This window comes from Actinoallomurus sp. NPDC050550, assembly GCF_040655075.1.
Taxonomy (GTDB): Bacteria; Actinomycetota; Actinomycetes; order Streptosporangiales; family Streptosporangiaceae; genus Actinoallomurus.
Window position 1 is genome coordinate 1 of the sequence record NZ_JBFAJC010000053.1, and the last position, 24,473, is coordinate 24,473.

Sequence of the window (24,473 nt, forward strand, 5' to 3'; positions counted from 1 at the left end):
CTGCTCCTCGTTGTCGACGCCGACGCCGTTGTCGAGTACGCCCGCCACGGTGCAGTTGCCGAACCGGGCCTGCAGGTAGGGCAGCGGCAGCCCGACCACCACGGCCACCGTCGCCGCCTCCGGCGGCGGCCCATACCGGTACAGTTCATTTTGTCCGCTGTAGATCGGCAGCGGCAGCCGGCGGTCCGGGCCGTACCGGTCCAGCGCCCCCGCCTCGCCGTAGTTGCCGGTCACGACGACGGCCTTGGCCCGATCCGCCTGCGGCAGCGCCGCGTAGACAGCCGCCACCTCTCGGGTGTAGGCGGGCCAGCCGATCTGGTCGCGGGTAGCCTGGTTGATCGCCGGAACGGGGGTGTCGCCGAGCACGTCGACGGGCAGCAACGGCAGTGCGAGCACCAGCGTGACTGCGGTGTTCAGGGCGAGCCCGGCGACGACCAGCGCCCGCCGCGGCCCGGGTCGGCGCGCCACCCAGTCCACGGTCGGCACGCAGCCGGCGGCGAAGAGGAAGCCGACCAAGCCCACCGGGTAGTAGATCTGCCCGCCGGAGATCAGCACGATCACGAGCAGCACCGGGTATGCGCCGGCGAGCGCCCGCGCCGGGCGCCAGGCCGGCCGGCGGAACAGGGCGACGAGGCCGGCCACCCAGATCGCGGTGACCGGCGGGCCCAGCAGGAGCGGCTGGAACGGCAGCAGTTGCACCCGGGTCGCACCCTTGTTCTCGGACAAGGCGGCCGCCATATCCAGCTGCGGGAACCCGTGCGTGACCTGGTAGATCAGGTTGGGTGATCCGATCAGCGCGGCTAGGCCCACACCGGCCCACAGCCAGCGCGAACGCAACGCCGAGCGCGGGCCCAGCCACAGCAACCCGAACGCCAGGCTGACCAACAGCAGCACGATGAGATGCTTGTTGTAGAGGGCCATCCCGGTCACCGCGCCGGCCGCCAGCCACCATCGCGGCTCACCGCGGAGTAGGGCGCGCAGCGCGAACAGGATTACCGCCGCCCAGACCGGCAGGTCAACGGTCGCCGTCAGCATGACGTGACCGAACAGCAGGGGCATTGCCGCAAACGCGTATCCCCAGGCGCACAGCGTCTGCGCGCGACGGCCACCGCCCAACTCGCGGGTGATCAGCGCGGTGAGCACAATCGCCACCACCACGCAGACGGTGGCCGGCAGGCGCATGGCCCAGACCGTGTCGCCGAACACGGCCGCCGAGGCGCGGGCCAGCAGCGGAGTCAGCGGCGGCTGGTCGACGTAGCCCCAGGCCGGCCGCAGCATCCGGAAGTACAGCTCGTCACGGTGGTAGTCGTACCGGCTGTTGGTGGCCACCAGAACGGCGGCGGCCACGGCGGCCGCACCGCCGATCGGCACCCAGGTGATTGGCGGGCGGACCGGCTCATCCGTGGCCCCGACGGGCGCCGAGATTGATGCGGGGGTGTCCACGGACGCACAGTATCCCCCCGTAATGACAGTCGGGAGCCGCCGTTCAGCCGAGGAACTCGCCGTCGCTAACGATGATCGCTGGTTGGACGGCGGGTGGTCCACCCCGATCCTCGAGGTCAGGGACGCGCCCGCGCGGGCGGCCGGTCAGGCCTTTGCGGTGTGGGCCGGCGGCTCCCCGCGCAGGTAGCGGCCGACGTCCTCGGCGAGGATGCGGGCGGCGTTGGCGGCGGTCTGGCGGCTGGCGCCGGCCAGATGGGGGGTCAGCACGATGCCCAGCGTGGACAGCAGGCGCGAACCCGCGGGGATCGGCTCCTCGGGGAAGACGTCGAACGCCGCGCCGAACAGGTGTCCCCCGTCGATCGCGTCGCAGACGGCCTCATAATCCAGCAGCGCGCCGCGGGCGCAGTTGACGATGATCGCGCCGGGTGGCATGGCGGCGATCTCCGGTGCGCCGATCATTCCGGTGGTCTCCGGTGTGACGCGGGCGTGCAGCGTGACGACCTCCGCGCGGGACAGTAGTTCTTTCAGGGAGACCAGCTCCCCGACCGCGGTCTCGGTCAGGTACGGGTCGTGGATGAGCACCCGCGCGCCGAGGGCGTCCAGCATCTGGGCGACGCGGTTTCCGACCGCTCCGCCGCCGACGAGGCCCACCGTGCTGCCGTCCAGTTCGATGCCGACCTCGCTGTACCGGTAATAGTCGCTGCGCCAGCGGCCTGCGGTCAGGTCGGCGTGGGTCTGGGGGATGCGGCGCGCGGCGGCGAGGATCATGCCGAGGGTGTGCTCGGCGGTGGCGCCGGCGTTGCGGCCGGGCGCGTAGCAGACGGTCACGCCGTGCTCGGCCGCTGCCTCGAGGTTCGCGTTGACCGGTCCGCCGCGGCCGATCCCGATCAGTTTGAGCCGCGGGCACGCCTCGATGACCCGGCGGGTCAGCGGCGCCATCTGGGTGAGGCAGATCTCGGCGTCGCCCAGTGCCTCGATCAGCTGGTCCTCGGTGCCGGACGCCTCGTCGACCTCGGCGACCCGGCCGAACGGCACCAGCGGCCAGTCGAGGGTGATCTCGGCGAACTCCAGGTCGCGAGGGGCCTGCGCCCGTACGGCGTCGATGAGGAGCCGGTTGAGGACGAAGTGGTCTCCGGCCGCGAGCAGGCGGGTGGTCATGTGGTGAGCTCCTGGATGCTCTCGATGGGCGTGTTGAACTCCAGCAGGGCGGTCTCCTCGCGGCTCAGGCGGATCTCGGTCAGCGCGCAGTTGCGCACGGACGGGAAGATCCGCCGGTAGTCGCGAAGCGGGACCCCGATCAGCTCGCACAGCGCGAGCCGTATCGCGGTGGTGTGCGCGACGACCAGGACCCGGTCGCCGGGATACCGGTCCACGAGGTCGTACAGGCATCCGGTGAACCGGCGTACCGCCTCGGTGGGGTCCTCGCCGCCGGGAAGGTGGTCGGCGACCGGGTCGGCGCGGAACGCCTGCAGCGCCTCGGGGAACCGTTCGTGCATCTCGGCGCGGGTCAGCCCCTCGGCCTGCCCGAAGTCCAGTTCCCGCAGCCGCTCGTCGACGTTCAGGGGTACGCCGATGGCATCGGCGCACGGGGCCGCGGTGAGCTGCGCCCGGGTCAGGGTGGAGGTCCACACCGCGGCGAAGCCCGCCTTCCCGGCCCAGGCGGCGAGCTGCCGTGCCTGTTCCAGGCCCCGCGCGGTCAGGGAGACGTCACTGATGCCCGCGTAGCGGTTCTCCGCGTGCCACTCGGTCTCTCCATGGCGGACGAGGACGAACTGGGTCATCGTGGCATTCCTTCCTGAGTCGACGCGGCCCCTCCGGACGCGGCCCCTCCGGGCGAGGTTCCCCCGGGCGCGATCCCTCCGGACGTGGCCCCTCCAGACGCTGCCCCTCCGGACGCCGCCCGCGTGCGTGCGTGGGCGGCCGTGGGCGCCGGCAGCCAGCCGCGCTGCTCCAACTCCCCTACCAGGCGCAGATACCCGTCGTCGAACCGGCCGGCGTGCGGGCCCGGGTCGATCGTGTCGCGGACCGCGACCATCTCGGCCGCGACCTCGGCGACGCGACGGCCGGGTGAGGCGGCCAGGACGGCGGCGCCGAGGGCGGGCTCGGGGTTGGCCGGCACGATCACCGGCCGCCCGAGGACGTCGGCGCGCAGCCGGCTCCAGTACGCGCTGCGCGCCGCGCCGCCGGTGAGGGTGATGTCGCCGCCGGTGGGCGCGCCCAGCAGGTCGAGGTGGTCGAAGCACAGGCGTTCGATGTACGCGACGCCCTGCAGGACGGCGGCGTAGTCGTCGGCCTCGTCGTCGGTGCCGCCGAGCAGGAAGCCGCGGGCGTCCGGCGCCGCGAACGGGAACCGCTCTCCCTCGGAGACCAGCGGGTACGCCAGGGCGCGGGCGGGCTCGTGCCCCGCCGCGAGGCGGTCCAGGGCGGGCAGGTCGCGGCCGGCGAAGTCGCGGGCGAGCACGCCGGCGCCGGTGCTCGACGCGCCGCCGGGCAGCCATTCGCCGTCCGGCGCGCGGTGCGAGTACACGGCGCCGTACGGGTCGCGCACGAGTTCGGTGGAGACGCCCTTCAGCACGAGCGTGGTCCCGAGCACGGAGTTCCACGAGCCGACGGTCAACCGCCCGGCGCCGAGCTGCGCGGCACAGCCGTCGGTCGTCCCGGCGATGATCGGGGTGCCCGCGGGGATGCCGGTGGCCTCGGCCGCGGTCGCGCACACCGTGCCGATCGGGGTGCCCGGACGGACGAGTTCCGGCAGCGTGCCGGCCGGCACCCCCAGCGCGTCGAGGACGTCCGCCGGCCAGGACTCCTCGATCAGGTGCGCACCGGTCTTCAGCGCGTTGCTCAGATCGGTGGGGACGGCGTGGCCGGCCAGCCGCCGGTTGACGAAGTCGACCTGGTGGGCGAGGCGGGCGGGTCCTTCGTGCCGGTCCAGCAGCCACAGCAGCTTCGGCAGCGCCCACGCCGGCTGCATCCGCCGGTACCCCAGCTCATCCCACACCGCCGCGCCGGCCTCGTCGGCCCGGCGGGCCTCCTCGGTGGCGCGCGTGTCGTCGTACATCAGGCCGGGGGTCAGCGGCGTCCCGTCGTCGTCGGTCAGGAGGATCGTCCCGGACGTGCCGTCGATGGCGACGGCACGCACCGCGCCGGGCGGTACGCCCTGAAGGGCCTGACCGCAGGCCGCCGCGGTGGCCCGCCACCACTGCTCCGGGTCCTGCTCGTGGCGGCCCGCCTCGCGCCGTCCGGTCAGCGGCTCCGCGCCGGCGCCGGCGATGCGGCCGGAGGCCGTCGCCGCGACGACCCGTACGCTCTGGGTGCCCAGGTCGATGCCGAGCCAGACCTCGTCGTGGCCGTTCACGCCGCTCCGCCGCGCAGGGTCGCGAGGGTCGGCCAGGCCGCCGCGGTGGCCCCGCGTACCTCGAGGAACGCCTCGTACAGGCGGGCGTACCGCTCGACGTTGCCGGGATCCGGTGCGAAGACGTCGCCGGGCCGGATGAACGCGTCGGCCGCCTCGCGCTCGCCGGCGGCCCGGCCGGTCGCCACGGCCCCGACGATGAACGCGCCGCGCGCGCCCGCCTCGGCGTCCGCGGTGCGCACCACGGGCACGCCGGTCGCGTCGGCGAGCATCCGCAGCCAGGCGGCGCTGGCGGATCCGCCGCCGCTGACCCGCAGTTCCACTGGCCGCGCCCCGGATGCGGTCAGGCAGTCGCGGATCACCAGGCAGAGCCCTTCCAGGACGGCGCGGGCCAGATGCTCGCGCTCGTGGTCGACGGACAGCCCGTGGAACGATCCACGGGCGCGAGGATCCAGGAACGGCGCCCGCTCCCCCGCCGGTGACAGGTAGGGCAGGAAGAGCAGCCCGTCGGCGCCCGGCGAACACCGCTCGGCGAGCCGCGACAGCGCCGCCGGGTCACCGCCGAGGTCCAGCATGCGGCAGGCCCAGTCGATCACCTGGCCGCCGGCGAGCGTCGGGAAGGCCCGCAGGTAACGCCGGTCGAGGGCCACGGTGAGGCCGGACGGGTCGCCGTCGAGCCCGGGTTCGTCCAGCACGATCTCGGTGCACAGCGTGGTGCCGAGGATGGTGCACGCCTGACCGGCGTCGACCGCGCCGACGCCGATCGCCGTGGTCGCGATGTCGTACGGGGCGAGGACCACGGGCGTGCCCTCGGGCAGGCCGAGCTCCTCCGCGGCGGACGCGGTCAGCCCGCCGACACGCCGGCCGTCGCCGCGCAGCTCGGGCAGCAGCGGCCGGGCCCACTCCATCCCGTACAGGGCGAGGAGCTCGTCGGAGTAGCGGCGTTCGCGGATGTCCATGAACGGCGCCGAGCCGTCCGACAGGTCCGCGACCACCTCCCCGGTGAGCCGCAGGAAGACCCAGCCTCCGCAGGTCAGGGAGGCGGCCGAGCGCGCGAGCCGGTCCGGGTCGTGCTCGCGGAGCCAGCTGAGGATCGCGTTCGGCAGGCCGGCGAAGGTCAGCGACCCGTTGCGGCGGAACGCGCGCTCGAGGACGCCGTCGCGCGCCCAGCGCTCGACGATCGCCCCGGCCCGCCCGTCGTTCCACAGGATCGCCGGCCCCGTCGGTGCTCCCGCCGCGTCGACCAGCCAGGACCCGTCGCCCTGCGCGGTCAGGGCCAGGTGGGTCACTGGTGTGTCCAGGCGTTCGAGCACCCGCCGGACGCCGCGGACGACCGCCTGCCAGACCTCGGCCGGGTCCTGCTCGGCGTGGCCGTGCGCCGGGCTCCGCACGGTGGTGTTCTGGCGTTCCACCGCCAGTTCGGCGCCGTCGTCGCCGTAGCCGACCGCTTTGATCATCGTGGTGCCCGCGTCGACGCAGACCACCGCCATGGCTACTTCCCTCCTGGTCTCATCATGTCGTCAGGCGCGGCCGTGAGAGGCGCGCGAGCGCCGGGCCACCGCGTCCAGCGCCACCGCGAGCAGCAGCACCGCTCCGGTGACCATGTAGCGGAAGGAGGAGTCGAGGTTGAGCAGGGTGAGCCCGCTGGAGATCGACTGGATGACCACGATGCCCAGCAGCGCCGCGAACGCGTTGCCGCGCCCGCCGAACAGGCTCGTGCCGCCGATCACCGCGGCGGCGATGGCGTTGAGGTTCACGTCGCCGCCGCCCGTGCTCTGGTTCGCTGCGGCGAGGCGGGCAGCGGCCAGCACGCCGCCGATCGCCGCGAGGGTGGTGCACAGGACGAACATCGAGGTGTACACCGCCTTGACGTTGATGCCGGCCCGGCGGGCCGCCTCGACGTTGCCGCCCACCGCGTAGATCGACTTGCCGAACTTGGTGCGCGCCAGCACGTAGTGCGTCGCCAGCACCAGCGCAAGGAACAGCACGAACATCCAACCCACGCCGCGGGTCTGGCCGAGGTACCCCACCGCCACCCCGAGGCCGGCCAGCAGCACGAGGCTCCGCAGCAGCAGACCGCGCAGCGACGCGGCGGGCAACCCGGCGCGCCGCCGCGCCCCGGCCCGCAGGTATCCGGTGGCGAACAGCCAGCCCGCCGCGATGACCGCCAGCGCGTACGACAGCCACTGAGGCAGGAAGTCGAGCTGGGCGAAGGTGACGAGCCCGGAGTCGTACGGGAGGTTGATCGCCCCCTTGGTGCCGAGCACCCACAGCTGCACGCCGAGGAAGCCGAGCAGGCCCGCGAGGGTGATGACGAAGCTGGGCACGCCGAGCCGGTTGAACACCTGCGCGTAGAGCCAGCCGATGACCGCGGCGGTCACCACCGCGGCGGGCACGGCCAGCCAGGGCGACAGGCCCTGATCGACGAACAGGATGGCCGTGAGCGCCGCCGCCAGCCCGCTCAGCGAACCGACCGAGAGGTCGATCTGCCCGACCAGCAGCATCAGTCCCACCCCGAGCGCGATGACGCCGACCGGCGCGCACTCGAGGGTCAGGTTGACCAGGTTGGTGCTGGACAGGAAGACGCTGTTGAGGGACTGCATCACCGTCCAGATCACCACCAGGCCCGCCACGACCGGCAGGACGCCGAGGTCGCCGCCGCGGAAGCGGGAGGCCAGCGCGCGCAGCCCGCCGGGTTCCACCGGCTCGTACGGCTCCGGCTGTTCGGGCTCGGCGAGCGGTGGCGCGGTGCCCAGGTCACTCATGGTCGGCCCCTTCCTTGGCGCCTGCGGACACGGTGCCCTCCTCGGCGGCCGCCGACGCGGCGCGGCGCGCCCGCCTCCTGCGCCGGGTGACCGCGTTGTCGGCGGCCCCGGTGATCGCGGTGACGATCTGCTCGGTCGAGGCCTCGACCGCGTCGAAGACCCCGTTGTTGCGACCGAGGCGCAGCACGGCCACCGTGTCGGCGACCGACAGCACGTCGTCCATGTTGTGGCTGATCATGATCACTCCGTGGCCGCCCTCACGCAGCCGGTCGATCAGGTTGAGGACCTCGGCGGTCTGGGCGACGCCGAGCGCGGCGGTCGGCTCGTCGAGGATGACGATCTTCGGGTCGCCGAGGAGGGAACGGGCGATCGCGACGGTCTGCCGCTGGCCGCCCGACAGCGCGGCGACCGGGACCGACAGCTTCGGGATCTTCGCCGACAACCTGCGGAGCAGCTCGCGGGAGCGGACCTCCATGGCGACGTCGTCCAGGCGCAGGGCGCGCAGCTCCCGGCCGAGGAAGAGGTTCTCGATCACGTTGAGGTTCTCGCAGAGCGCCAGGTCCTGGAAGACGGTGGCGATGCCGAGCTGCTGCGCCGCCGCCGGGCTGGGGACCGTGACCGGGCGCGAGTCGAACGCGATGGTGCCCGCGTCGGGCTGGTGGACCCCGGACAGCACCTTGACCAGGGTGGACTTTCCGGCGCCGTTGTCGCCGACGACGGCGACGACCTCACCCGCCGAGACGTCGAGGTCGACATCCGTGAGGGCGGCGACGGCACCGAAGGTCTTGCTGATGCCCCGCAGTGACAGCAGCGGGCTCGCTTGGGAAGGCGATGAGGACATGCTGATCCTTCGTCGATACGGCCGAAGCCGCCGGCTCCGGTCGGGTGGACCGGGGCCGGCGGACCGTCACTTGATGCCGAGCTTCGCGCAGGCCGCCGCGTACGTCGGGGTGCAGACGTCGGAGACCTTGAGGGCGCCGCCGGGGCCGAGCAGGACCTGGCCGATGTTCTGCTGGGTCACCACGGTCGGGGTGAACAGCTGGGACGGCGTGTTGAACAGCGTGGTCTGTCCCGCGGGCGGCTTGCCCTGCAGGAACTGGTTCGCCACGGTGGCCGCGGCCTCCGCCACGATCTTGATCGGCTTCGAGATGGTGTTGTACTGGTCGCCGGCGATGATCCGCTGCGCGGCGGCGAGTTCGGCGTCGTTCCCGGTCACCGGGGGCACGGGCGCGGCGGCCGCCTTGAACGCGGCGATGGCACCGCCACCGGTGCCGTCGTTGGCCGCGACGACGCCGGCGATCTGCCCCTTGCCGAACTTGCTGATCTGCCCGCTGACCCAGTCCTGCGCCTTGGCCGGCTCCCAGTTGGGCGTGTCGTACTCGGCGAGCAGCTTCAGCCCGCTGGGGTCGACGGCGCTGTGGATGCCCTTCTTGATCAGACCGGCGGCGGCGTCCGTCGGCGATCCGTTGACCTCGAGGATCCCGCCCTTGGCCTTGGTCTGCTTGAGGTGGTCGACCAGGGACTGGGCGATCGACGCGCCGATCTTCTGGTTGTCGAACGACACGTAGTAGTCGGCCTTGATGGCCGGAATCGGCCGGTCGTAGGCGATCACCGCGACCTTCTGCGCCTGCGCGGTCCGCACGATCGAGGCCGCCGCCGTGGAGTCCACCGGGTCGATGACGATGGCCTTCACGCCCTGGGCCAGCACCGAGCTGGCCTGCTGTTGCTGCTTGGAAGCGTCGGCGCCGGCGTTCTGGTACAGCACCGTGCATCCCGGGCACAGCTGCTTCATCTTGGCCTTGAACAGCGGCGCGTCGTACAGCTCGTACCGGGTCGAGGCGATGTCCGGCATGAGGAAGGCGACCTTGGCGTTCTTCGCGTCGCCGGAGCCGCCGGCTCCGGCTCCGCCGGAGTTCTTCGCGCAGGCCGTGGCGGCGGTGAGCAGGGTGAGGGCGGCCGTGGCCGCTGCGACCGTTCTGGTGCGGAACATTGTCACGTTCTCCTCCGAGAGTTCGGGAGCCAGGAGGCATGGCGGCCCGCGCGAACCGCCTGTTCAGGTGACGAACGAAACACCCGACGCCCGAACCATGTCAAGTATCTGAGAGATTTTAACGCCGAATCGCGTTAAGCAGCGTGAAACGAAGGCGCCCGTCAGTGTCGATAGTGCCGTTGGTGTCGTGTTTTGCATGCTCGCGCCGGCGGTCAGGCCTGTGTTACGTTCACATCGACATCACATCGGGGGTCGAGGAGCGCAGGTGGCAGAGGATGCGACGGCACCGGCCGCGAGCGACGCCGAGGGCGCGCGGGACCGGCGGGAGAAGATCCGCAGGCGCGTCGCGGACGAAGGGTTCGTGCACGTCAAGAGCCTCGCCGAGACGTACGACGTGAGCGTCATGACCATCCACCGCGACCTGGACGCGCTGCAGAGCGAGGGCTGGTTGCGCAAGATCCGCGGCGGCGCCACCGCACAGCCGTCCGCGATCTACCACGGCGACGTGCGGCATCGCCTGCAGGCGATGGCCGACGCCAAACGGCAGCTCGCCCAGGCGACGGTCGACCTCGTCTTCCCCGGCGCGTCGGTCATGATCGACGAGAGCACCACCGGCCTGGCCATCGCCGAGTTGCTGCCGGCGCGGGGACCGCTCACGGTGATCACGAACTTCCTGGCCGCGGTGAACCTGCTGGCGGACAAGCCGGGCATCGACCTCATCGGCCTCGGCGGCGCGTACTACCCGGCCTACGACGCCTTCCTCGGCCTGCGCACCACCGAGGCCATCCGGTCACTGCACGCCGACGTCCTGTTCATGTCGACGACGGCGATCACCAACGGCCACTGCTACCACCAGTCACAGGAGACGGTGGCGGTGAAGCGGGCGCTGATGGACTCCGCCGACCGTCGCGTCCTGCTGGTCGACCACAGCAAGTTCGCCAAGAACGGGCTGCACCAGCTCGCCCCGCTGACCGCCTTCGACCTGGTCGTCGTCGACTCCGAAACCCCCCAGGACGAGCTGGCCACACTGCGCGCCCGCGGCGTCCCCCTGCACATCGCCGGCTCCGGCACGCCCCCGCCCTGGTAGGCCCCAGGGCGAGGCACGCGCCGAGCGTCACTGCCAGGCGGCGGCGAAGTGCGCGTAGGTACCGTCATTGGTCGTGAGGTGTACCCACTGGTCGACGTACTGCTTGAACTCCTCGTCGCCCCGTGGCAACAGGTAGGCCTTCTCGGCGAAGGTGAAGGGCTTGTCGGGGTTGAGGGCGCACAGCTCGGGATGGAGCTTCGCCTCGTACTTCGTCTCGCTCGCGTCCGTGATCATGACGTCGGCCCGCCCGGCCACGATCTCGTCGAAAATGGTGTTGTTGTCGGCGTGGGTGATGATCGTGGCCTTCTTGATGTTCGCCGTGACGAACTTCTCGTTGGTGCCGCCCGGGTTGACGATCACCCGGACCCCGGGCCGGTCGATGCCCTCCAGGGTCTGGTACTTGTCCTTGTCGGCGCAACGGGCGATCGCGGCCTTGCCATCGGTGAGGTAGGGCGCGCTGAAGTACGCCTTCTGGGCCCTCGGCAGGGTCACGGAGACGCCGCCCATGCTCATGTCGCACTTGCGCGCGGTGAGGTCGTCGACGATCTTCGCCCACGTGGTGGGCACGAAGGCGACCTTCACCCCCAGGCTGCTCGCCAGGTTCTTCGCCATGTCGATGTCGATGCCGGTATACGTGCTCGTCTTCGGATCCAAGTAGCTGAACGGCCGGTAGTCGCCTGTGGTGCACACCCGCAGCACACCGCGCCGGGGCACCCCGTCCAGCAGGGTGCGGGCGCCGTACGGCGCGGCGGAGCCGGCCTGCGCGGTGGTGAAGACGGCACCGCCGACGGCGGTGAGGAGAGCGAGGGCCAGGGCGGAGAGTGTGGTGGTACGCCGCAAGGATCACTCCTGCTTCCGAGGTGGGGACGGGGCCGAGTCGCGCACCGGCGTCGTGCCGGGCAGGCGGCCGGGCAGATCATCATCACACGGAATGGGTGACTCCTCAGAGGGCCATCGCCCGCCGCATGGTCGCCGCTACCGGCATCGCCCCGGACGGCGACGAAGCCTCAAACCAAGATCAATTGCTACGACCGATGGACATGGCGCGGTCGACTCAGTGTCCTACGCCCGGATTGTCGTGCAGCAGTGCGGCCGCCTCGGCGGCCTCTGTGATCGCCCGGGTGGCGGCGCGGACAGCCCGTCCGGTCACACGCCAGGCGATCATGCGGAGTGCCGTGGGCGGGGCCGGGGGGAAGACGCCGAGCTGGCCGAGCATGGTGATGTCGTCGGGTATAGCTTCATGGCTCACCACCTTGCCGTCGCGGAGGCCGAGCACATGGATCTGCTCGAAATCGATGTCACGCCCGGTCGGGGGTATGGCCTGGTCGAGTGCGCCGTCGCGGTAGCGGACGAAGGGACCCGTGTGGCGGCCCCGCATGCGCAGCCGCACCCAGATCTGGTCGTCGTTGCGGGCGATTCCGAGGACCGGAAAGCGCAGGTCGCTGAAGGCGGAGCGCATCCACGCGCCCGAGGCGAGGACCCCGGCCGGGCCGGGCAGAGCGCAGGCCGGGGGTGCCACGGCTGCCTCGCGGTTGTGGAAGTCCTCGTGGACCACATCGGCGGCCAGTGCTGGATCACCTGCTTCGAGGACCCGGAAGAGTCCGTAGGCGAGTTCTGTGGAGTCCATTCCCATGGTGTGGCTGCCCCTCGTCGGCTGCGCGGTCGCGGTGAAGACGTGGGCCGGCCCGCGGGGCCGGCGGCATGGTCGGCCGCGTCCGGATGCGGCCGACCATAATTGAGGTTATAGCACACCTAATGAATTCATCGCGATAGAATGCGATCATGCCGGCCAAGCGCTCCTACGTCTCCCCGCTGCGCGAACAGTCCGCCGCACGGACACGCGAGCTGATCCTGCGTCAGGCCACGGAGCTGTTCGCCGAGCGCGGCTACGGGCGGGTGACCGTCGCCGACATCGCCGCGGCGGCGGGTGTTGCATCGAAGACCGTGTTCGCGAGCGTCGGGAGCAAGAGCGACATCCTGAACCGCATCGTCGACCAGGGAGTGAGCGCCTCCGGTTACGAGCAGGCGATGCAGGCACTGCTCGAGGAGCGGACACCGGAGTCGGTGCTGCGAGCGTTGGCTCATGGCACGCGGATGGGCAACGAGGGTCAGTTCACCGTGCACGAGGCGATCCGCAAGGCACTGCCCGTCCACGAGGACGGCGAGGCCCTGTGGGAGCGCGCCACCGCGGACTACCGCGACGCGCTGCACACGGCCGCCCGCCATCTGCACACGCTGCCTCCGCCCCCTACCTACTCGGTGAAGGAGACAGCCGACCTGCTCTGGCACTGGTTCGGACCCACCGGCTGGCGCACCCTCGTGGTCGAGAACGGCTGGACCTGGGACCGGGCCGAGGACGTCCTCTGTAGCACGGCGCTCGCCGCCCTCCGCTGACACCGCTCATGGGGAGGTGACAAGACGCCGCTCGGCCTGCTCGTGTATGCGGCCGACGGCTATATGCCCGCTCAGATCACAAGGCCGGACCGGCCGGTGAGGTGCTGCAACGGGCTCTGGCCGCCCCCGTACGAATCCGGGGAAGGCTGCGCACCGGTGTCCTATCCTGAGAGCGGGTGTGATGGAAACCGAGGACGGCGATGACCGACACCTACGACCCCACACGCACGGCGATCCTGCTGGTCGACCCGTACAACGACTTCCTCTCCGAGGGCGGCAAGATCTGGCCCGCGGTGAGCCATGTCGCCCTTGAGGTCGGGCTGCTGGACAATCTGCGCACCGTCGTCGCCGCCGGACGCGAGAACAGTGTCCACATCTTCTTCGTCCCCCACCGCCGGTGGCGGGAGGGCGACTACGAGGGCTGGGACCACCCCAACCCCACCCAGCAGCGCGTCCGACAGAGCCACACCTTCGCGTTCGGCACATGGGGCGGCGAGTTCCATCCCGACTTCCAGCCCACCGACACCGACGTCGTCATCAAGGAGCACTGGGCCCAGAGCGGCTTCGCCAACACCGACCTCGACTTCCAGCTCAAGCAGCACGGCATCACCCACGTCGTTCTCGTCGGCCTGCTGGCCAACACCTGCATCGAGTCCACCGGCCGCTACGCCATGGAACTCGGCTACCACGTGACGCTGGTGCGTGACGCCACTGCGGCGTTCCTCCCCGAGATGATGCACGCCGCGCACGAGCTGAACGGCCCCACCTACGCCCACGCCATCTCCACCACGGACGAGGTCGTCGCCGCGTTCGAGGGAGCCCGGGCCTGACACCTCTCAAGCCCCCGAAGCACGTCTCGCTCGCCCTGCTGAGAGGCCGGGCTAGGAGAGCGGGTTCTGGGTGAGCAGGTGTGCCTTGAAACCCTCTCCGTACGTGCTGGTGGGGGTGCCGCTGTAGTCGTTGATGAGCACGTTGCCCTGGCTGCAGCCCCACGCGTTCCAGGTCCAGGCGGTGTACCCGATGCCGTGCGCGTCCGCCCACGCCATCACCTGGTCGATGTAGTCGTGGGCGCAGGAGTTCTGGCCGATCTCACCGGCCTGCACCGGCACCTTCGCGGCGACGGGGGCGACCTGGCTGTCCCAGCAGGAGGTGTTGGAGCAGGTGTTGAAGTTGTAGGTGTGCCATGCGGCCATCAGGTTGCCGGTCGAGTCCGTCGGCTTGTAGGTCAGCCACTGGCTCAGGTCATTGGACCAGGCGACGCCTCCGAGCATGATCACGTTGGTCGCGCCGGTGGCGCGCACCGTGTTGACCAGGGACTGCATGCCGGCCACCTGGTAGCCGATGCCGGTGCAGGTGCCGCCGTCCCGCCAGCAGGTCCAGGCGGCGGTCGCGTCCCAGTTCGCGGCGGCGTCCGGGTAGGGCTCGTTGAACAGGTCGAAGACGACCGCGTTGTTCGCCTTGAAGGCGTTCGCGACGCCGGTCCAGAACGTCGGCGCGTACTGCGCGTCGGGCATCGGCTTCTGGCAGGTCGCGGCGGTGTCCGAGCAGCCCGCGCCCTGACCGCTGTACTGGCCGTGATTCCAGTGCATCTCGACGGTCGGCGTGATGCCGTTGGCGACCAGCAGGTTCACGTAGTCCTTGACGTTCTGCTGGTACGTGGCGCCGTTGGGCGTGCCGTCGGTGCCGTTCCAGCACTCCTCGTTCAGCGGGATCCGGACGGCGTGGATGTTCCAGGCCTTCATCGCGTCGACCGATGCCTGGTCCACCGGACCGCTGTCCCACATGCCCTTGCCCTGCACGCACGCGAACTCGCCGCTGGACCGGTTGACGCCCAGCAGACGGTACGTGGCGCCGGTCGAGGTGAGGAGGTGGTTCCCGGAGACGTGCAGCGCGGGTGCCGGTCCCCCGGTGCCGCCGCCGTCGTTGTCGGCCTCGGTGGCGTTGACCGTGACCGACGTCAGGCCGCTGGACGCCACGGTGATCGGCCGGGTGCCGTTGGTGCTGTCGGGGTCCTCGGCGGCACCGAGTTTCACGGTCTGCGGGGTGTTCCAGTTGGACGTGGTGAAGGTCAGGGTCGCGCCGCTCACCACCGTGATGTCGCCGTCACCGGTGCCCGCGGTGCTGGTGACCGTCACGTCGCCGGATGGCTGGGCGTTCAGGCGGACCGTGTAGCCGGCGGTCCCGCCCTCGGGCACGCTCACGCTCGTCGGGGAGACCACCAGGGCCTGCTGCGTTCCTCCGGAACCGGGGCCGGCGCACGACACGCTCGGAGCGTTGTCGGCGCCGGTGTAGGTGCCGTTGAAGCCGACGGTCCAGGTCGCCCCGGTGCCCTGGGCGGCGTTGTACGAGGCCGGGGTGACGGTGATGGCCGCACCCGCCGGCGTGGGCACCGCCGGAGACGGCACGCCGCCCCACATCTGGGTGATCACCTGGTTGCCGGGAAAGTCGAAGCTCAGCGTCCACCCGGTGAGCGGGTCACCGGTGTTGGTCACCGTGATGTCGGCACCGAACGCGCTGCCGTTGTCCCAGCTCTTGGCGTACGTGGCCGAACACGACACGGCGGCATGGGCGGCGGTCTGGACCGTGGCGAGCCCCAATACGGCGAGCAGTACCGCGACCGCGGCCAGCACGGCTCTGCACCACGGGCTCCGGTGGATCGGCATGGGCGTTCTCCCTGGCGAAAGGCGGCGAAGCGGCACGCGGTCCTGCTCCGGCGTTTGCGGGCGCTGGCAACGATCACCCGCCCCCGATCGCATCGCAAGAGCGCCCCGTCCTCCGGGCGCACGCACGCACGCCGACCTGGGACAGGACCGGGAACGCGGCTGAAACTTTCAGCCGCGCGTGCCGCGGCCACCGGCGCCTCCGGACGGCTCACGCCCGGCGAGCGAGCGCGTGCGGACCGGAGGCCTCATCGAGACCGGACGACATCACCGAGCCGCCGGGACGATGGCAGCGTGCGTCGACGCCGGGCCCTCAGAGGGCCCGACGTCGACGCGGGGGGGGAGGAAAGTCAGTGTCAGCCGTACTGGGGATAGCCGTAGCCGACGACCTGGCCGGTGCTGCGGGTACGGATCCGCACGGCGTTGTCGGTGTTGCCCTCGACGGTCTGGATGGTGCCGTTGTGGTTGTCCTTGATGACCAGGCCGACGTGGTCGATGCCGTCGATGCCTCCGCCGCTCCAGGAGAAGAACACCACCGCGCCTGGTTTGGGAACGCTTCCCCAGCGGCCCTGCTGCTCGAACCAGCGGGCGTGCTCCGGGGTGAAGGCGTCACCGCCGATTCCCTTGACGCCCGCCTGAGAGCCGACCCAGGTGATGAACATGTCGCACCAGCTCGCGTCGGCATAGTCGCTGATCGCCCCGCCGTCTCGCTGGACGCCTCTCTTGGCGAACGGCGAGGACATGAACCACTGGTTGTACTTGGTGCCCCCGGCGGCGGTCTCCGTGGTGCCGACCTGGGAGAGGGCCAGCTTCAGCGCGTCGGCGGCGGTGGGCACCTTCTGCACCACCTTGGGCTCGTCCTTGGGCCTGGCGTCCAGTCCCCTGCCGGGGATGGGCCACTGCACGGGCCGGCCTGCCGGGGGGAACGGGACCGCGGCATGGTCAGGAAGAGAAGCGGCGGAGGATGCCTCGGCCGGTCCGGCCGAGGTCAGAATGATCGCGGCGGCACCGGCCGTTGCGACGCCGGCGAAGGCGGGAATGAAGCGGAATGCGGATGGCGTTTTCTCGGGTCGGGGGACACAGGGCACGGGGGAACTCCTTGGCTTCCATGCCGCTTACCGGGTTAGCTGACGGGTTCGGGCGTGGAAGCTGCCCTACGGCACGAGGGGGCGTGCCGATTCACCCCGGGACTTCTGGTGGGTCCCCGGTTCCGCGGGGGCGCGGATTCAGCGGGTCGCCCGCAGGACGGGCGGCGTCAAAAGAGGGTTGGGGAATGGCCGCCATTGCGATGGCGGCGTTTGGGGGATCGTGCGATTTTGGATATGAACCGGCTCGGCCGAACTCGCCCCGGACACGCGTTTTAAAACGCGTCCTCGCCCGGGTCGACGTACCGGCCATCACCAGCGGATATGCGGGCGACGCATACGAGCGCCGCAAGAGTTATAGGAACATAGCAGGACAAAACACGCAGACGACACTAGGCATTTATGTGATCTGGGTCACTTAACTACCGAGATCAACGTAATGCAGCCCCACAGATGAGCATGGTGCTTTCTATATGGCATTGTGGGGCCAGAAATGCCAATTGTCACGATGATGCAGATGTGACGTCAGAGGCCACGTACCATCCGAGGGGCGCCGGGGATCAGTCGCCGACCTCCACCGCGAGCCGGGTCAGCTGGACCCGGGAGGTCACGTCCAGCTTCCGGAAGATGTGACGCAGGTGGAAGGCGACCGTGTGCGCGCTCATGAACAGCTGGTCGGCGACCTCGCGGTTGGTCAGGCCCTGGGCGACGAGCTCGGCGACACGGCGTTCGGTGTCGGTGAGGCTGGCCCAGCCGGAGACCGGCCGGTCGGCCCGGCTCCAGTGCCGGCGCCGGATGCCCAACCGCCTGAGCCGGCGGCGGACCCGAGCGGCGTCGCGGATCGCGCCGAGTGCCGAATAGGCCGCCAGCGCGGCGTCCAGGCCGGCGATGGCCTCCCCGCGTGTCCCGGGGCCGTCCGCCGCGAGCAGGCTTCCCAGATCCTCCGCCGCCGAGGCGCGGGCCCACGGGTCGGCGTATTCTTCGGCGGCGCGTCGCAGGGCGGCCCGATCACGGTCGAACAGGCCGCGCGCGTGCGTCGCGGTGACACCGACACTGTCGAAGACCGGGTGGTCGGCGGCCAGCCGGTCCATCGCCGAGACCACCCTCTCGGCGTGGGCCCGGTCGCCGAGGGCGAGCGCCGTCCGTACGAGCCATGGCGCCGCGGTCGGCTCGCCGACCAAGGTCCAGGAGTTCGCCGTGGCCTCGTCACAGAGCCGTACGACGGCCTCCTCCGCCGACGCGGGCCCGGCACGGGCGGCGGCGACCTGCGCCCGCACGAGATGGAACCCGGCCTCCGCGCGCGGCGATCCGTACTGGGACAGCGCGGGCCGCTCCGCCTCGGCGTACCGCCACGCCGCGCTCAGATCGCCGGCCCGCAGCGTCGCCGCGACCAGCACCGCCAGCGCGGACGACGTCAGCAGATGCGGCCCCAGGTCGCGCGTGCTCGCCAGGGCGGCCTCGGCCTCGGCGACGGCCTCGTGGAACCGGCCCGCGGCCAGGTCGAGGCGGGCGCGAATGACGCCGGGCGCCGCCGCCCAGGCCAGGTTCCCGGTCGTTTCGGCGTCCTCCCCCGCGGTCCCCATCACCGCGCGGGCCTCGTCCAGCCGGCGGACGTCGGTCAGCAGCATCGCCAGGATCATCCGGGGGTGAAGGCGGCGCGCCTCCGCGGACCTCGCCCGGCGTACGGCCTCACGGGCGAGCCCCAGTCCGTCGGTCAGCCGCCCCGCACCCCAGTCGGACAGGGCCAGCCGGATCAGCGCCCCGGTGATCAGCACGTCGCCGTGCCCGGCCGCGGCGGACACGATCCGATCCGCGTGGGCGCGCGCGCCCGCGTCGTCGCCCGCCCCTGCCAGCGCGTCGAGCAGGACCAGTTCGGCGTCGTCCCGGAGTTCGCGGGGGACGCCCTGCCGGCCGAGGACGGCGGTCGCCTCGGCCGCGGCCTCGGCCGCCCGCCCTCGGAGATACAGGAGCTCGGCGCGCAGACAGTGCAGCCGGAGGTACGAGGCGTGCGGCAACGGCCGGGTGAACAGCGAATCCACGAGTTCCGCGGCCTCTTCGAGCCGGCCCACCGCGGTGAGGACGTGAATCGCCGTCAGCGCCCGGGCGGGCCAGGCGGGCTCCCGGGGGTCGGTCAGCCGGAGGGCATGCGTGGCGAGGGCCGCCGCCGCTCGCGGGGAGGCGGGGATCACCTCGGCGACCGCCCGGTCGAGTGCGGTGAGCGCCCGGGCGTCGCCCGCCCGGATGCCCCGGATGAGGTGGGAGGCGGCGGGGAGCGCGGCCGTCCTGCCCCGTCCGAGCAGGAGGTCCCCGATCTGCCGGTGCAGCGCCCGCCGCACCGGCGCGGGCACGGTGAGGGCGGTGACCCGCCACACCAGGTCGTTCCGGAAGCAGAGTTCGTCCGGTCCGGCGACGAGGAGCCCCCGGGAGAACGCCTCGTCGATCCACGGCAGGAGGGCGGCCGGCGTGGTCCCCAGCAGCTCGGCCACGTCCTCCGGAGCGAACGACCGTCCGATGATCGCGCCGACGCTCAGCAGCTGACGTGTCGCCGGGCCGATGGTGTCGAGACGTCGCCTGACGTCGTCCTCGACCCGGCCGGGGAGCCGTACGGCCACGAGCCGGGCGTGCCCGTCGACGATCCGGACGGCCCCCTCGGCCAGCAGCCCGGACAGCAGTTCGGTGAGCAACGCGGGATCGCCGCCCGCCTCGCCGGCGAGGCGCAGAACGTCCGCGTCGGGAACGCCTCCCAGCACGTCCGTCGCGACCTGCCGCACGGCGGCGGCGTCGAGCGGGCCGATCGTGAACCGGACGGCGCCGTCCCGCTCGAGCCGATCGAACAGGCGACCGGCGTCCGTCGCGTGGTCCGTCGTTCGGCGGGTCAGCAGCCACACCACGCGAACGGCGGCGAGCCGCCGCGAGAGGGTCTGAATCGCCCTCAGCGCCGCCGGATCCGCCCATTGCAGGTCGTCGAGGCCCACCATGACCGGACCGGCGCCGGCGCGTTCCGCCAACGCGGACCCGAGCCTCTCGACGATCCACGGCCGCTCGTGCGCCCACCGGACCGGCCCTTCACCGTCGCAGCCGCCGAGCGCGGAGAGCAACGGCTCGAAGCACGTCGGCGGCCCGAACTCCCGCCCCTCCCCGACCAGCGTGGAGTACCCGCGCTCCGCCGCCGCCCGCGCCGTGACCGCGAGCAGGAGACTCTTCCCCGTCCCCGCCTCCCCATCGACGAGGAGAACGCCGGACCGGCCGGTGCCGAGAAGGCTCGTGACGGCGCACCACACGTGTTCGCGGCCCCGCATCACCTTCCCGTCGACGGCCGCCTCCACGCGCGACGGCACAATCGCCATGAAAGCCAGCGTGCTTCGCGGTCACGACAGGAGTCAACAACTGGGCCTTAAAGGACCGAGACCCGGGCGGGGGCGGGCCGCCGTCGCGGACAGGGAGGTCAGTAGCCGCTCGCCGCCGGGGCGTTCTGGGCGGCGTCCACCGGGATGTTCGCGCCGTTGACGGCCCTGGCGTGGTCCGAGAGCAGGAACGCCACCACCTCCGCCACGTCCTCGCCGCTCGGCAGCGCCCCGCCGGGGAACTCGCCCAGGAAGCGTTCGTAGCGCTCGGGTTCACGCTGCCGGAACTCGTCCCACCCGCCACCGGGGATCAGCATCGAACCCGGACTGACCGTGTTCACCCGGATCCGGTCCGTGGCCAGCTCCCGGGCCAGCGTGCTCGCCATGTAGATCTCCGCCGCCTTGGCCGCCCCGTACTGGGTGTTGCGGCTCGGCTTCCATCCGGAGATCGACGACACGATGACCACGTCGCCCCGCCCACGCGCCCGCATGTGCGGCACGCAGGCCCGGATCGCGTGCGCCGAGTGTCCGACGTTCAGCTCGAAGGTCCTCGTCCACTCCTCGGGCGTCGAGTCCATCAGCCCGCCGCCGAAAGCGTCCCCCGCGTTGGTCACGAGCCCGTCGAGACCGTCCAGCGCCTCCGCGGCCGCGTCGATGAAGGCCCCGAGTTCATCCGGCACGGTGACGTCGCACGAGCGCGCGAAAACCCGGACCCCGTACTCGGTCTCGATCTCACTCGCCGTCGCCGCCAGCTTCTCGGCGTTGCGGGCGCACAGCGCCACCGAACACCCCTCCGCCGCGAGCCGGCGTGCCACGATCCGGCCGAACCCCTTGCTGCCGCCGGTCACCACGACCGCGCGGTCCCCCAGCCCGAACGTCACTGCGCCTCCCTCGCCTCACCGCCTCATGAGGCGGCCGTTCACATCCGGCAGACATGATCTCGTGATCGCCCCGATCCCGGTGCGCCGGGTCGGCCGACCGGCCGGATCCCGGCGCACCGGGTCGGCCGGTCGCCATATCGACTTCCCGCGAAACGTCGATAGAGCCCTATACTCCGCGTCTATGGCGGATGCTGCGGTCTCCCCGGATCCCGACCTGATCCGCGCGTTGCGGGCGCTGTCGAACCCGATGCGACTCCAGCTGCTGGCGTGGCTGCGCGAACCCGATCGCCACTTCTCGCGGGAGGAGGCGATCGCCGACCCTGTCGAGGTGGGGGTGTGCGTCAGCCACATCCAGGCCAAGGCAGGGCTGGCCCAGTCGACGGTGTCGGCGTACCTGGCCGAACTGGAGCGGGCCGGCCTGGTGCGGTCGACGCGCGTGGGCAAGTGGACCCACTACAAGCGCGACGAGGAGCGCATCGCACGGCTCGTCGCCGACCTCGGGCGGACCCTCTAGACCCACGACGCCGTATGGCCGGCGTCGCCCCGCGCCAGGCCTCACATCGCGCACTCGGTGAACGGTGGAGCGCGATTTGGCGCTCATATCGTAATTCTGCGATACTTCGATGTGTTCTGATCGGTGATGCGATGAGGGAGAGTTCAATGGGCAGTGTCGACGGCCTTGATCTCGGGCAGTTCGGGGTCTACACCTTCGACTTCGAGCACCAGCCGGCCGCGCAGATGCGCGAGTCGATCCAGGAGCTCGAGGAGCAGGGATGGCAGGCGTTCTGGTTCCCAGAGCTCCTCGGGCGGGAAGCGCTCACCCACGCGGCCTACCTGCTCTCCTGCACCGAACGGATGCACGTCGTCAACGGAATCACCCAGATCTGGTCGCGCGGGGCCCGGTGGACTTACGGCGCCGCCCTCCTGCTCGCCGACGCCTACCCCGGCCGGCACGTGCTCGGCCTCGGCTTCGGCGGCGGGCGACCGGGGGTAAAACCCCTGGCGGCCATGGTCGAGTACCTCGACGAGATGGACGCGACCGAGACGCCCAACCCCGCCTCGCAGGTCCCGATCCGCCGCATCCTGGCCGCGTACGGGCCCAAGATGCTCGAGCTCGCCCGCGACCGCGCCGCGGGCGCCCAGACCTACCACGTCAACGTGGCGCACACCGCGCAGGCCCGGGAGATCCTCGGACCGGACGCGTTCCTGGCGGTCGAGCACGCGGTGCTGTTCGAGTCCGACCCTGGCAAGGCCCGCGCGATCGCCCGTGAGCACCTGCACCTCTACCTGACCACCCCGTACAACGTCGCGAAGTTCCGCCGGCTGGGTTACTCAGAGGAGGAGATCGCCGGTGGCGGCAGCGACCGCATCGTCGACGACCTCGTCTTCTGGGGCGACGTGGACACCATCGCCGAGAAGCTCCACGCCCACGTCGAGGCCGGCGCCGACCACGTCGCCGTGCAGGTGATCGGGGTCAAGCCGGGCCGGTCCGCGATGCCGCAGTGGCGGATGCTCGGCGACGCGCTCCTGCCCCGGAACGGCGGCGCCTGATCCACGGAGCGCTTACCGCCGGGGGCGAATGCGCTGGCGCGACGGTCACTCTCGGATACCCGATGGGCACTATCCGTCGATCGCCGATACTGTTACGTTTCGCATTGCCTCGACTACAAGTTGTGGCCGTCGGCCGGCACCACACCCGCACCGGCCGGCGTTCCCCCCGGCGACGTGGAGGTTGCGGAGGAGATCATGGAGGCGGTGACCAGCCGATTCCACCGCCTGCCGGTCTTCCTGCTGACCGCCGAGCACGAGCCGCGCGACGTCCCGCTGTGGGTGTACGAGGTGATCCAGGGCTACGTCTTTCCGCTGGAGGACACGCCCGACTTCATCGCCGGGCGCATCGCGCACGCGGCCGAGGAGTACACCGAGCGGATCCTGCCGCCGTTCTTCGAGGCGCTGCGGCACCTGGAGGACCGCCACCGCTACTCCTGGCACACCCCCGCGGCGTGGCGTTCGTCAACTTCTCGGTCCTGAGAGATCCTGAAGGATCGAGCTTGCGGCTAGAGCCTCACTGGCTGTGAGGTGGTCTGCCGCGTCTTGGCCGTCAGCCTGGGTGGGCTGGTAGTCGGGACGTGTGACTTCCGCCCCGCATCCCACGTGTCCTGGCCTCTTCGGGCCAGGACACGGGAGGCATTCCGGTCCGCGTGCGCAACGACGCCGCAGCCCCGGCAGATGAACACAGCTTGAGAGACCCGGTTGAGCCGATCGATATGCCCGCACTCGGCGCACTGCCTGGAGGACCATGCCGGGTCGACGAACACGACAGCCACGCCGGCCCGGCGTGCCTTGTAGACGATGAAGTCCGCCAACTGGGCGAAGGCCCAGGAGTGCAGGGCGACCCGTTGGGGCTTGCGGAGCCGTACCCGTTCACGGATCCCCGTCAACTCTTCGAGGGAGATGCCGCGTCCGGTGCGTTCAGCCTCGGTCACAATCGTCTTGGAAACGCAATGGTTGATGTCCTTGGCCCGCCGTGATTCCTTGCGGCGCTGTTTCCTCAGCAGGCGTTTGGCGGACTTGGTGCCCTTCTCCTGCAGCTTCGCCCGCAACCCGAGCTGCCGTCGGCGGTAGCGGTTCAGCTTGCGTCCGGCAGCCCGATGGCCGGTGGAGGTGGTCGCGATGTTGACGATCCCCAGATCCACCCCGATGAAGCCGCCCGGCTCGCCAAGCTTGGCCTCGGGCACCTCACACGTGGCGACCAGGTAGAACACGCCATCACGTTCGATGAGATCGCTTTCGCCCTTGCGGTGGGCGATGAGTTGTTTGAGCGCGTTCGGTGAGCAGGCGAACCGCACGCCCTTCAACCGGCCCGCCACCGTCCAGATCGAAACGGTCTGCGCGTCGTACTGCCAGCTGAGACAGCGATCGTCATACGGCTGCGCGGCCTGAGGCCGGAAAGTGATCGGCTTGGACTCGGCCTTGATCCGCCGTTTCGAGCCCTTCTTACCCAGGTTCCCCGCCCGCAGGTTGGCGTGCAGGCTGGTGTAGGCGTCCCGGACCTTCTTGATCACATGCTGGGCGACCTGCGCGCCCAGACCACGTTCCTTCAGCTCGGCATAGGTGTGCTTACGCAGTTCGTACTCACGGGGCACGCCTCGGGCGAAGGCCACATCAGATACCCAGCATGCGGCTTCGTTGACCGTGCGCAGGGTGTGTTTCAGCGCCGCTGCCTGCTCGGGCGTCGGCACCAGCTTGACCTGCGTCACGACCTTCACGGTCCGCGACGTTACCATCGCTTTACGTCACTGTGCCGGGAAATCGAACTCATATTCACAGGGAAAGCGCTTCCCTGCCACATTCGCACGTACCCGTGGGGCGACCGCTTCTGGTCCCTCGCCCACTCCGCCGACTCATACGAGCGCGCCCCACTGCCGATCGCCAAGGAGTCCACTGACAAGGAGCGCACCGCCAGAGCGGA

21 protein-coding genes, 1 pseudogene and 1 riboswitch are annotated in these 24,473 nt (G+C 71.0%); of the genes and pseudogenes, 7 read left to right on the forward strand and 15 right to left on the reverse strand.

Going from position 1 to position 24,473, the window contains the following annotated elements:
* The 8 genes from AB0I04_RS43645 to AB0I04_RS43680 all read right to left on the reverse strand — a co-directional run.
* Positions 1-1,371 (reverse strand): glycosyltransferase family 39 protein (locus AB0I04_RS43645; protein WP_360898646.1); only part of this gene is annotated, 1,371 nt, incomplete at its 3' end.
* A 216-nt stretch (positions 1,372-1,587) separates the two neighbouring features.
* A complete protein-coding gene (locus AB0I04_RS43650; protein WP_360898648.1) occupies positions 1,588-2,601 on the reverse strand; it encodes a 2-hydroxyacid dehydrogenase in 1,014 nt (337 codons plus the stop codon).
* Positions 2,598-3,224, reverse strand: coding sequence for a histidine phosphatase family protein (locus AB0I04_RS43655; RefSeq protein WP_360898650.1), 627 nt, complete (start codon positions 3,222-3,224; stop codon positions 2,598-2,600). The genes AB0I04_RS43650 and AB0I04_RS43655 overlap by 4 nt, the downstream gene beginning before the upstream one ends.
* Positions 3,221-4,798, reverse strand: coding sequence for an FGGY family carbohydrate kinase (locus AB0I04_RS43660; protein ID WP_360898652.1), 1,578 nt, complete (start codon positions 4,796-4,798; stop codon positions 3,221-3,223). The genes AB0I04_RS43655 and AB0I04_RS43660 overlap by 4 nt, the downstream gene beginning before the upstream one ends.
* A complete protein-coding gene (locus AB0I04_RS43665) occupies positions 4,795-6,285 on the reverse strand; it encodes an FGGY-family carbohydrate kinase (protein WP_360898654.1) in 1,491 nt (496 codons plus the stop codon). Before AB0I04_RS43665 ends, AB0I04_RS43660 begins: the two co-directional genes overlap by 4 nt.
* A gap of 30 nt (positions 6,286-6,315) precedes the next feature.
* Positions 6,316-7,560: a sugar ABC transporter permease gene (locus tag AB0I04_RS43670; RefSeq protein ID WP_360898656.1), complete on the reverse strand. Its 1,245-nt coding sequence runs from the start codon at positions 7,558-7,560 to the stop codon at positions 6,316-6,318.
* Positions 7,553-8,401 carry an ATP-binding cassette domain-containing protein gene (locus AB0I04_RS43675; RefSeq protein WP_360898658.1) on the reverse strand — a complete coding sequence of 283 codons (849 nt, stop codon included), beginning with the start codon at positions 8,399-8,401 and terminating at the stop codon, positions 7,553-7,555. The genes AB0I04_RS43670 and AB0I04_RS43675 overlap by 8 nt, the downstream gene beginning before the upstream one ends.
* Before the next feature lie 66 nt (positions 8,402-8,467).
* On the reverse strand, positions 8,468-9,550 hold the full coding sequence (locus tag AB0I04_RS43680; protein ID WP_360898660.1) for a substrate-binding domain-containing protein: 1,083 nt from the start codon (positions 9,548-9,550) through the stop codon (positions 8,468-8,470).
* Positions 9,551-9,815: 265 nt separating this feature from the next.
* On the opposite strand from AB0I04_RS43680, the gene AB0I04_RS43685 reads away from it, so the two are divergent.
* A complete protein-coding gene (locus AB0I04_RS43685) occupies positions 9,816-10,637 on the forward strand; it encodes a DeoR/GlpR family DNA-binding transcription regulator (RefSeq protein WP_360898662.1) in 822 nt (273 codons plus the stop codon).
* 27 nt (positions 10,638-10,664) lie between these two features.
* Here AB0I04_RS43685 and AB0I04_RS43690 read toward each other — a convergent pair whose 3' ends face one another.
* Positions 10,665-11,477 (reverse strand): transporter substrate-binding domain-containing protein, encoded by an 813-nt coding sequence (locus AB0I04_RS43690; protein ID WP_360898664.1) that lies wholly within the window; start codon positions 11,475-11,477, stop codon positions 10,665-10,667.
* Between the two features lie 214 nt (positions 11,478-11,691).
* On the reverse strand, positions 11,692-12,264 hold the full coding sequence (locus AB0I04_RS43695) for an ester cyclase (protein WP_360898666.1): 573 nt from the start codon (positions 12,262-12,264) through the stop codon (positions 11,692-11,694).
* A gap of 155 nt (positions 12,265-12,419) precedes the next feature.
* Between AB0I04_RS43695 and AB0I04_RS43700 the strand changes: the two genes are divergently transcribed.
* The 3 genes and pseudogenes from AB0I04_RS43700 (at position 12,420) to AB0I04_RS43710 (ending at position 13,861) form a co-directional block, all read left to right on the forward strand.
* The gene (locus AB0I04_RS43700; RefSeq protein ID WP_360898668.1) at positions 12,420-13,031 is read left to right on the forward strand and encodes a TetR/AcrR family transcriptional regulator; all 612 of its coding nucleotides are present in this window, start codon (positions 12,420-12,422) and stop codon (positions 13,029-13,031) included.
* 21 nt (positions 13,032-13,052) lie between these two features.
* Positions 13,053-13,235, forward strand: a pseudogene (locus AB0I04_RS43705) (hypothetical protein); the annotation flags it as partial.
* Positions 13,232-13,861: an isochorismatase family cysteine hydrolase gene (locus tag AB0I04_RS43710; protein WP_360898670.1), complete on the forward strand. Its 630-nt coding sequence runs from the start codon at positions 13,232-13,234 to the stop codon at positions 13,859-13,861. The pseudogene AB0I04_RS43705 and the gene AB0I04_RS43710, both read left to right, overlap by 4 nt.
* Before the next feature lie 51 nt (positions 13,862-13,912).
* Here the strand turns inward: AB0I04_RS43710 and AB0I04_RS43715 are convergent, their stop codons facing one another.
* From AB0I04_RS43715 to AB0I04_RS43730, 4 genes are all read right to left on the reverse strand, one after another.
* Positions 13,913-15,694: a cellulase family glycosylhydrolase gene (locus tag AB0I04_RS43715; protein ID WP_360898672.1), complete on the reverse strand. Its 1,782-nt coding sequence runs from the start codon at positions 15,692-15,694 to the stop codon at positions 13,913-13,915.
* 353 nt (positions 15,695-16,047) lie between these two features.
* Complete coding sequence (locus AB0I04_RS43720; RefSeq protein ID WP_360898674.1) at positions 16,048-16,596, reverse strand: CHAP domain-containing protein; 549 nt, start codon at positions 16,594-16,596, stop codon at positions 16,048-16,050.
* A gap of 192 nt (positions 16,597-16,788) precedes the next feature.
* Positions 16,789-16,933, reverse strand: a riboswitch (cyclic di-AMP (ydaO/yuaA leader).
* Between the two features lie 403 nt (positions 16,934-17,336).
* Entirely contained in the window at positions 17,337-20,123 is a 2,787-nt protein-coding gene (locus AB0I04_RS43725) for a LuxR C-terminal-related transcriptional regulator (protein WP_360898676.1), read from the reverse strand.
* Positions 20,124-20,221: 98 nt separating this feature from the next.
* A complete protein-coding gene (locus tag AB0I04_RS43730) occupies positions 20,222-21,001 on the reverse strand; it encodes an SDR family oxidoreductase (RefSeq protein ID WP_360898678.1) in 780 nt (259 codons plus the stop codon).
* Positions 21,002-21,182: 181 nt separating this feature from the next.
* On the opposite strand from AB0I04_RS43730, the gene AB0I04_RS43735 reads away from it, so the two are divergent.
* The 3 genes from AB0I04_RS43735 (at position 21,183) to AB0I04_RS43745 (ending at position 23,032) form a co-directional block, all read left to right on the forward strand.
* Positions 21,183-21,515 (forward strand): metalloregulator ArsR/SmtB family transcription factor, encoded by a 333-nt coding sequence (locus AB0I04_RS43735; protein WP_360898680.1) that lies wholly within the window; start codon positions 21,183-21,185, stop codon positions 21,513-21,515.
* A 146-nt stretch (positions 21,516-21,661) separates the two neighbouring features.
* A complete protein-coding gene (locus tag AB0I04_RS43740) occupies positions 21,662-22,552 on the forward strand; it encodes a TIGR03620 family F420-dependent LLM class oxidoreductase (protein ID WP_360898682.1) in 891 nt (296 codons plus the stop codon).
* A gap of 174 nt (positions 22,553-22,726) precedes the next feature.
* The gene (locus tag AB0I04_RS43745; protein WP_360898684.1) at positions 22,727-23,032 is read left to right on the forward strand and encodes an Orn/Lys/Arg decarboxylase N-terminal domain-containing protein; all 306 of its coding nucleotides are present in this window, start codon (positions 22,727-22,729) and stop codon (positions 23,030-23,032) included.
* A 26-nt stretch (positions 23,033-23,058) separates the two neighbouring features.
* On the opposite strand, the gene AB0I04_RS43750 is transcribed toward AB0I04_RS43745, so the two are convergent.
* Positions 23,059-24,288: a transposase gene (locus AB0I04_RS43750; protein WP_360898686.1), complete on the reverse strand. Its 1,230-nt coding sequence runs from the start codon at positions 24,286-24,288 to the stop codon at positions 23,059-23,061.
* Between the last annotated feature and the right edge of the window lie 185 nt (positions 24,289-24,473).

Bases quoted from the DNA above. Each gene is read 5' to 3' on its own strand.
- AB0I04_RS43650 (WP_360898648.1), bottom strand. From the start codon at position 2,601: ATGACCACCCGCCTGCTCGCGGCCGGAGACCACTTCGTCCTCAACCGG.
- AB0I04_RS43655 (WP_360898650.1), bottom strand. From the start codon at position 3,224: ATGACCCAGTTCGTCCTCGTCCGCCATGGAGAGACCGAGTGGCACGCG.
- AB0I04_RS43665 (WP_360898654.1), bottom strand. From the start codon at position 6,285: ATGGCGGTGGTCTGCGTCGACGCGGGCACCACGATGATCAAAGCGGTC.
- AB0I04_RS43670 (WP_360898656.1), bottom strand. From the start codon at position 7,560: ATGAGTGACCTGGGCACCGCGCCACCGCTCGCCGAGCCCGAACAGCCG.
- AB0I04_RS43675 (WP_360898658.1), bottom strand. From the start codon at position 8,401: ATGTCCTCATCGCCTTCCCAAGCGAGCCCGCTGCTGTCACTGCGGGGC.
- AB0I04_RS43680 (WP_360898660.1), bottom strand. From the start codon at position 9,550: ATGTTCCGCACCAGAACGGTCGCAGCGGCCACGGCCGCCCTCACCCTG.
- AB0I04_RS43695 (WP_360898666.1), bottom strand. From the start codon at position 12,264: ATGGACTCCACAGAACTCGCCTACGGACTCTTCCGGGTCCTCGAAGCA.
- AB0I04_RS43700 (WP_360898668.1), top strand. From the start codon at position 12,420: ATGCCGGCCAAGCGCTCCTACGTCTCCCCGCTGCGCGAACAGTCCGCC.
- AB0I04_RS43710 (WP_360898670.1), top strand. From the start codon at position 13,232: ATGACCGACACCTACGACCCCACACGCACGGCGATCCTGCTGGTCGAC.
- AB0I04_RS43715 (WP_360898672.1), bottom strand. From the start codon at position 15,694: ATGCCGATCCACCGGAGCCCGTGGTGCAGAGCCGTGCTGGCCGCGGTC.
- AB0I04_RS43725 (WP_360898676.1), bottom strand. From the start codon at position 20,123: ATGGCGATTGTGCCGTCGCGCGTGGAGGCGGCCGTCGACGGGAAGGTG.
- AB0I04_RS43735 (WP_360898680.1), top strand. From the start codon at position 21,183: ATGGCGGATGCTGCGGTCTCCCCGGATCCCGACCTGATCCGCGCGTTG.
- AB0I04_RS43740 (WP_360898682.1), top strand. From the start codon at position 21,662: ATGGGCAGTGTCGACGGCCTTGATCTCGGGCAGTTCGGGGTCTACACC.
- AB0I04_RS43750 (WP_360898686.1), bottom strand. From the start codon at position 24,288: ATGGTAACGTCGCGGACCGTGAAGGTCGTGACGCAGGTCAAGCTGGTG.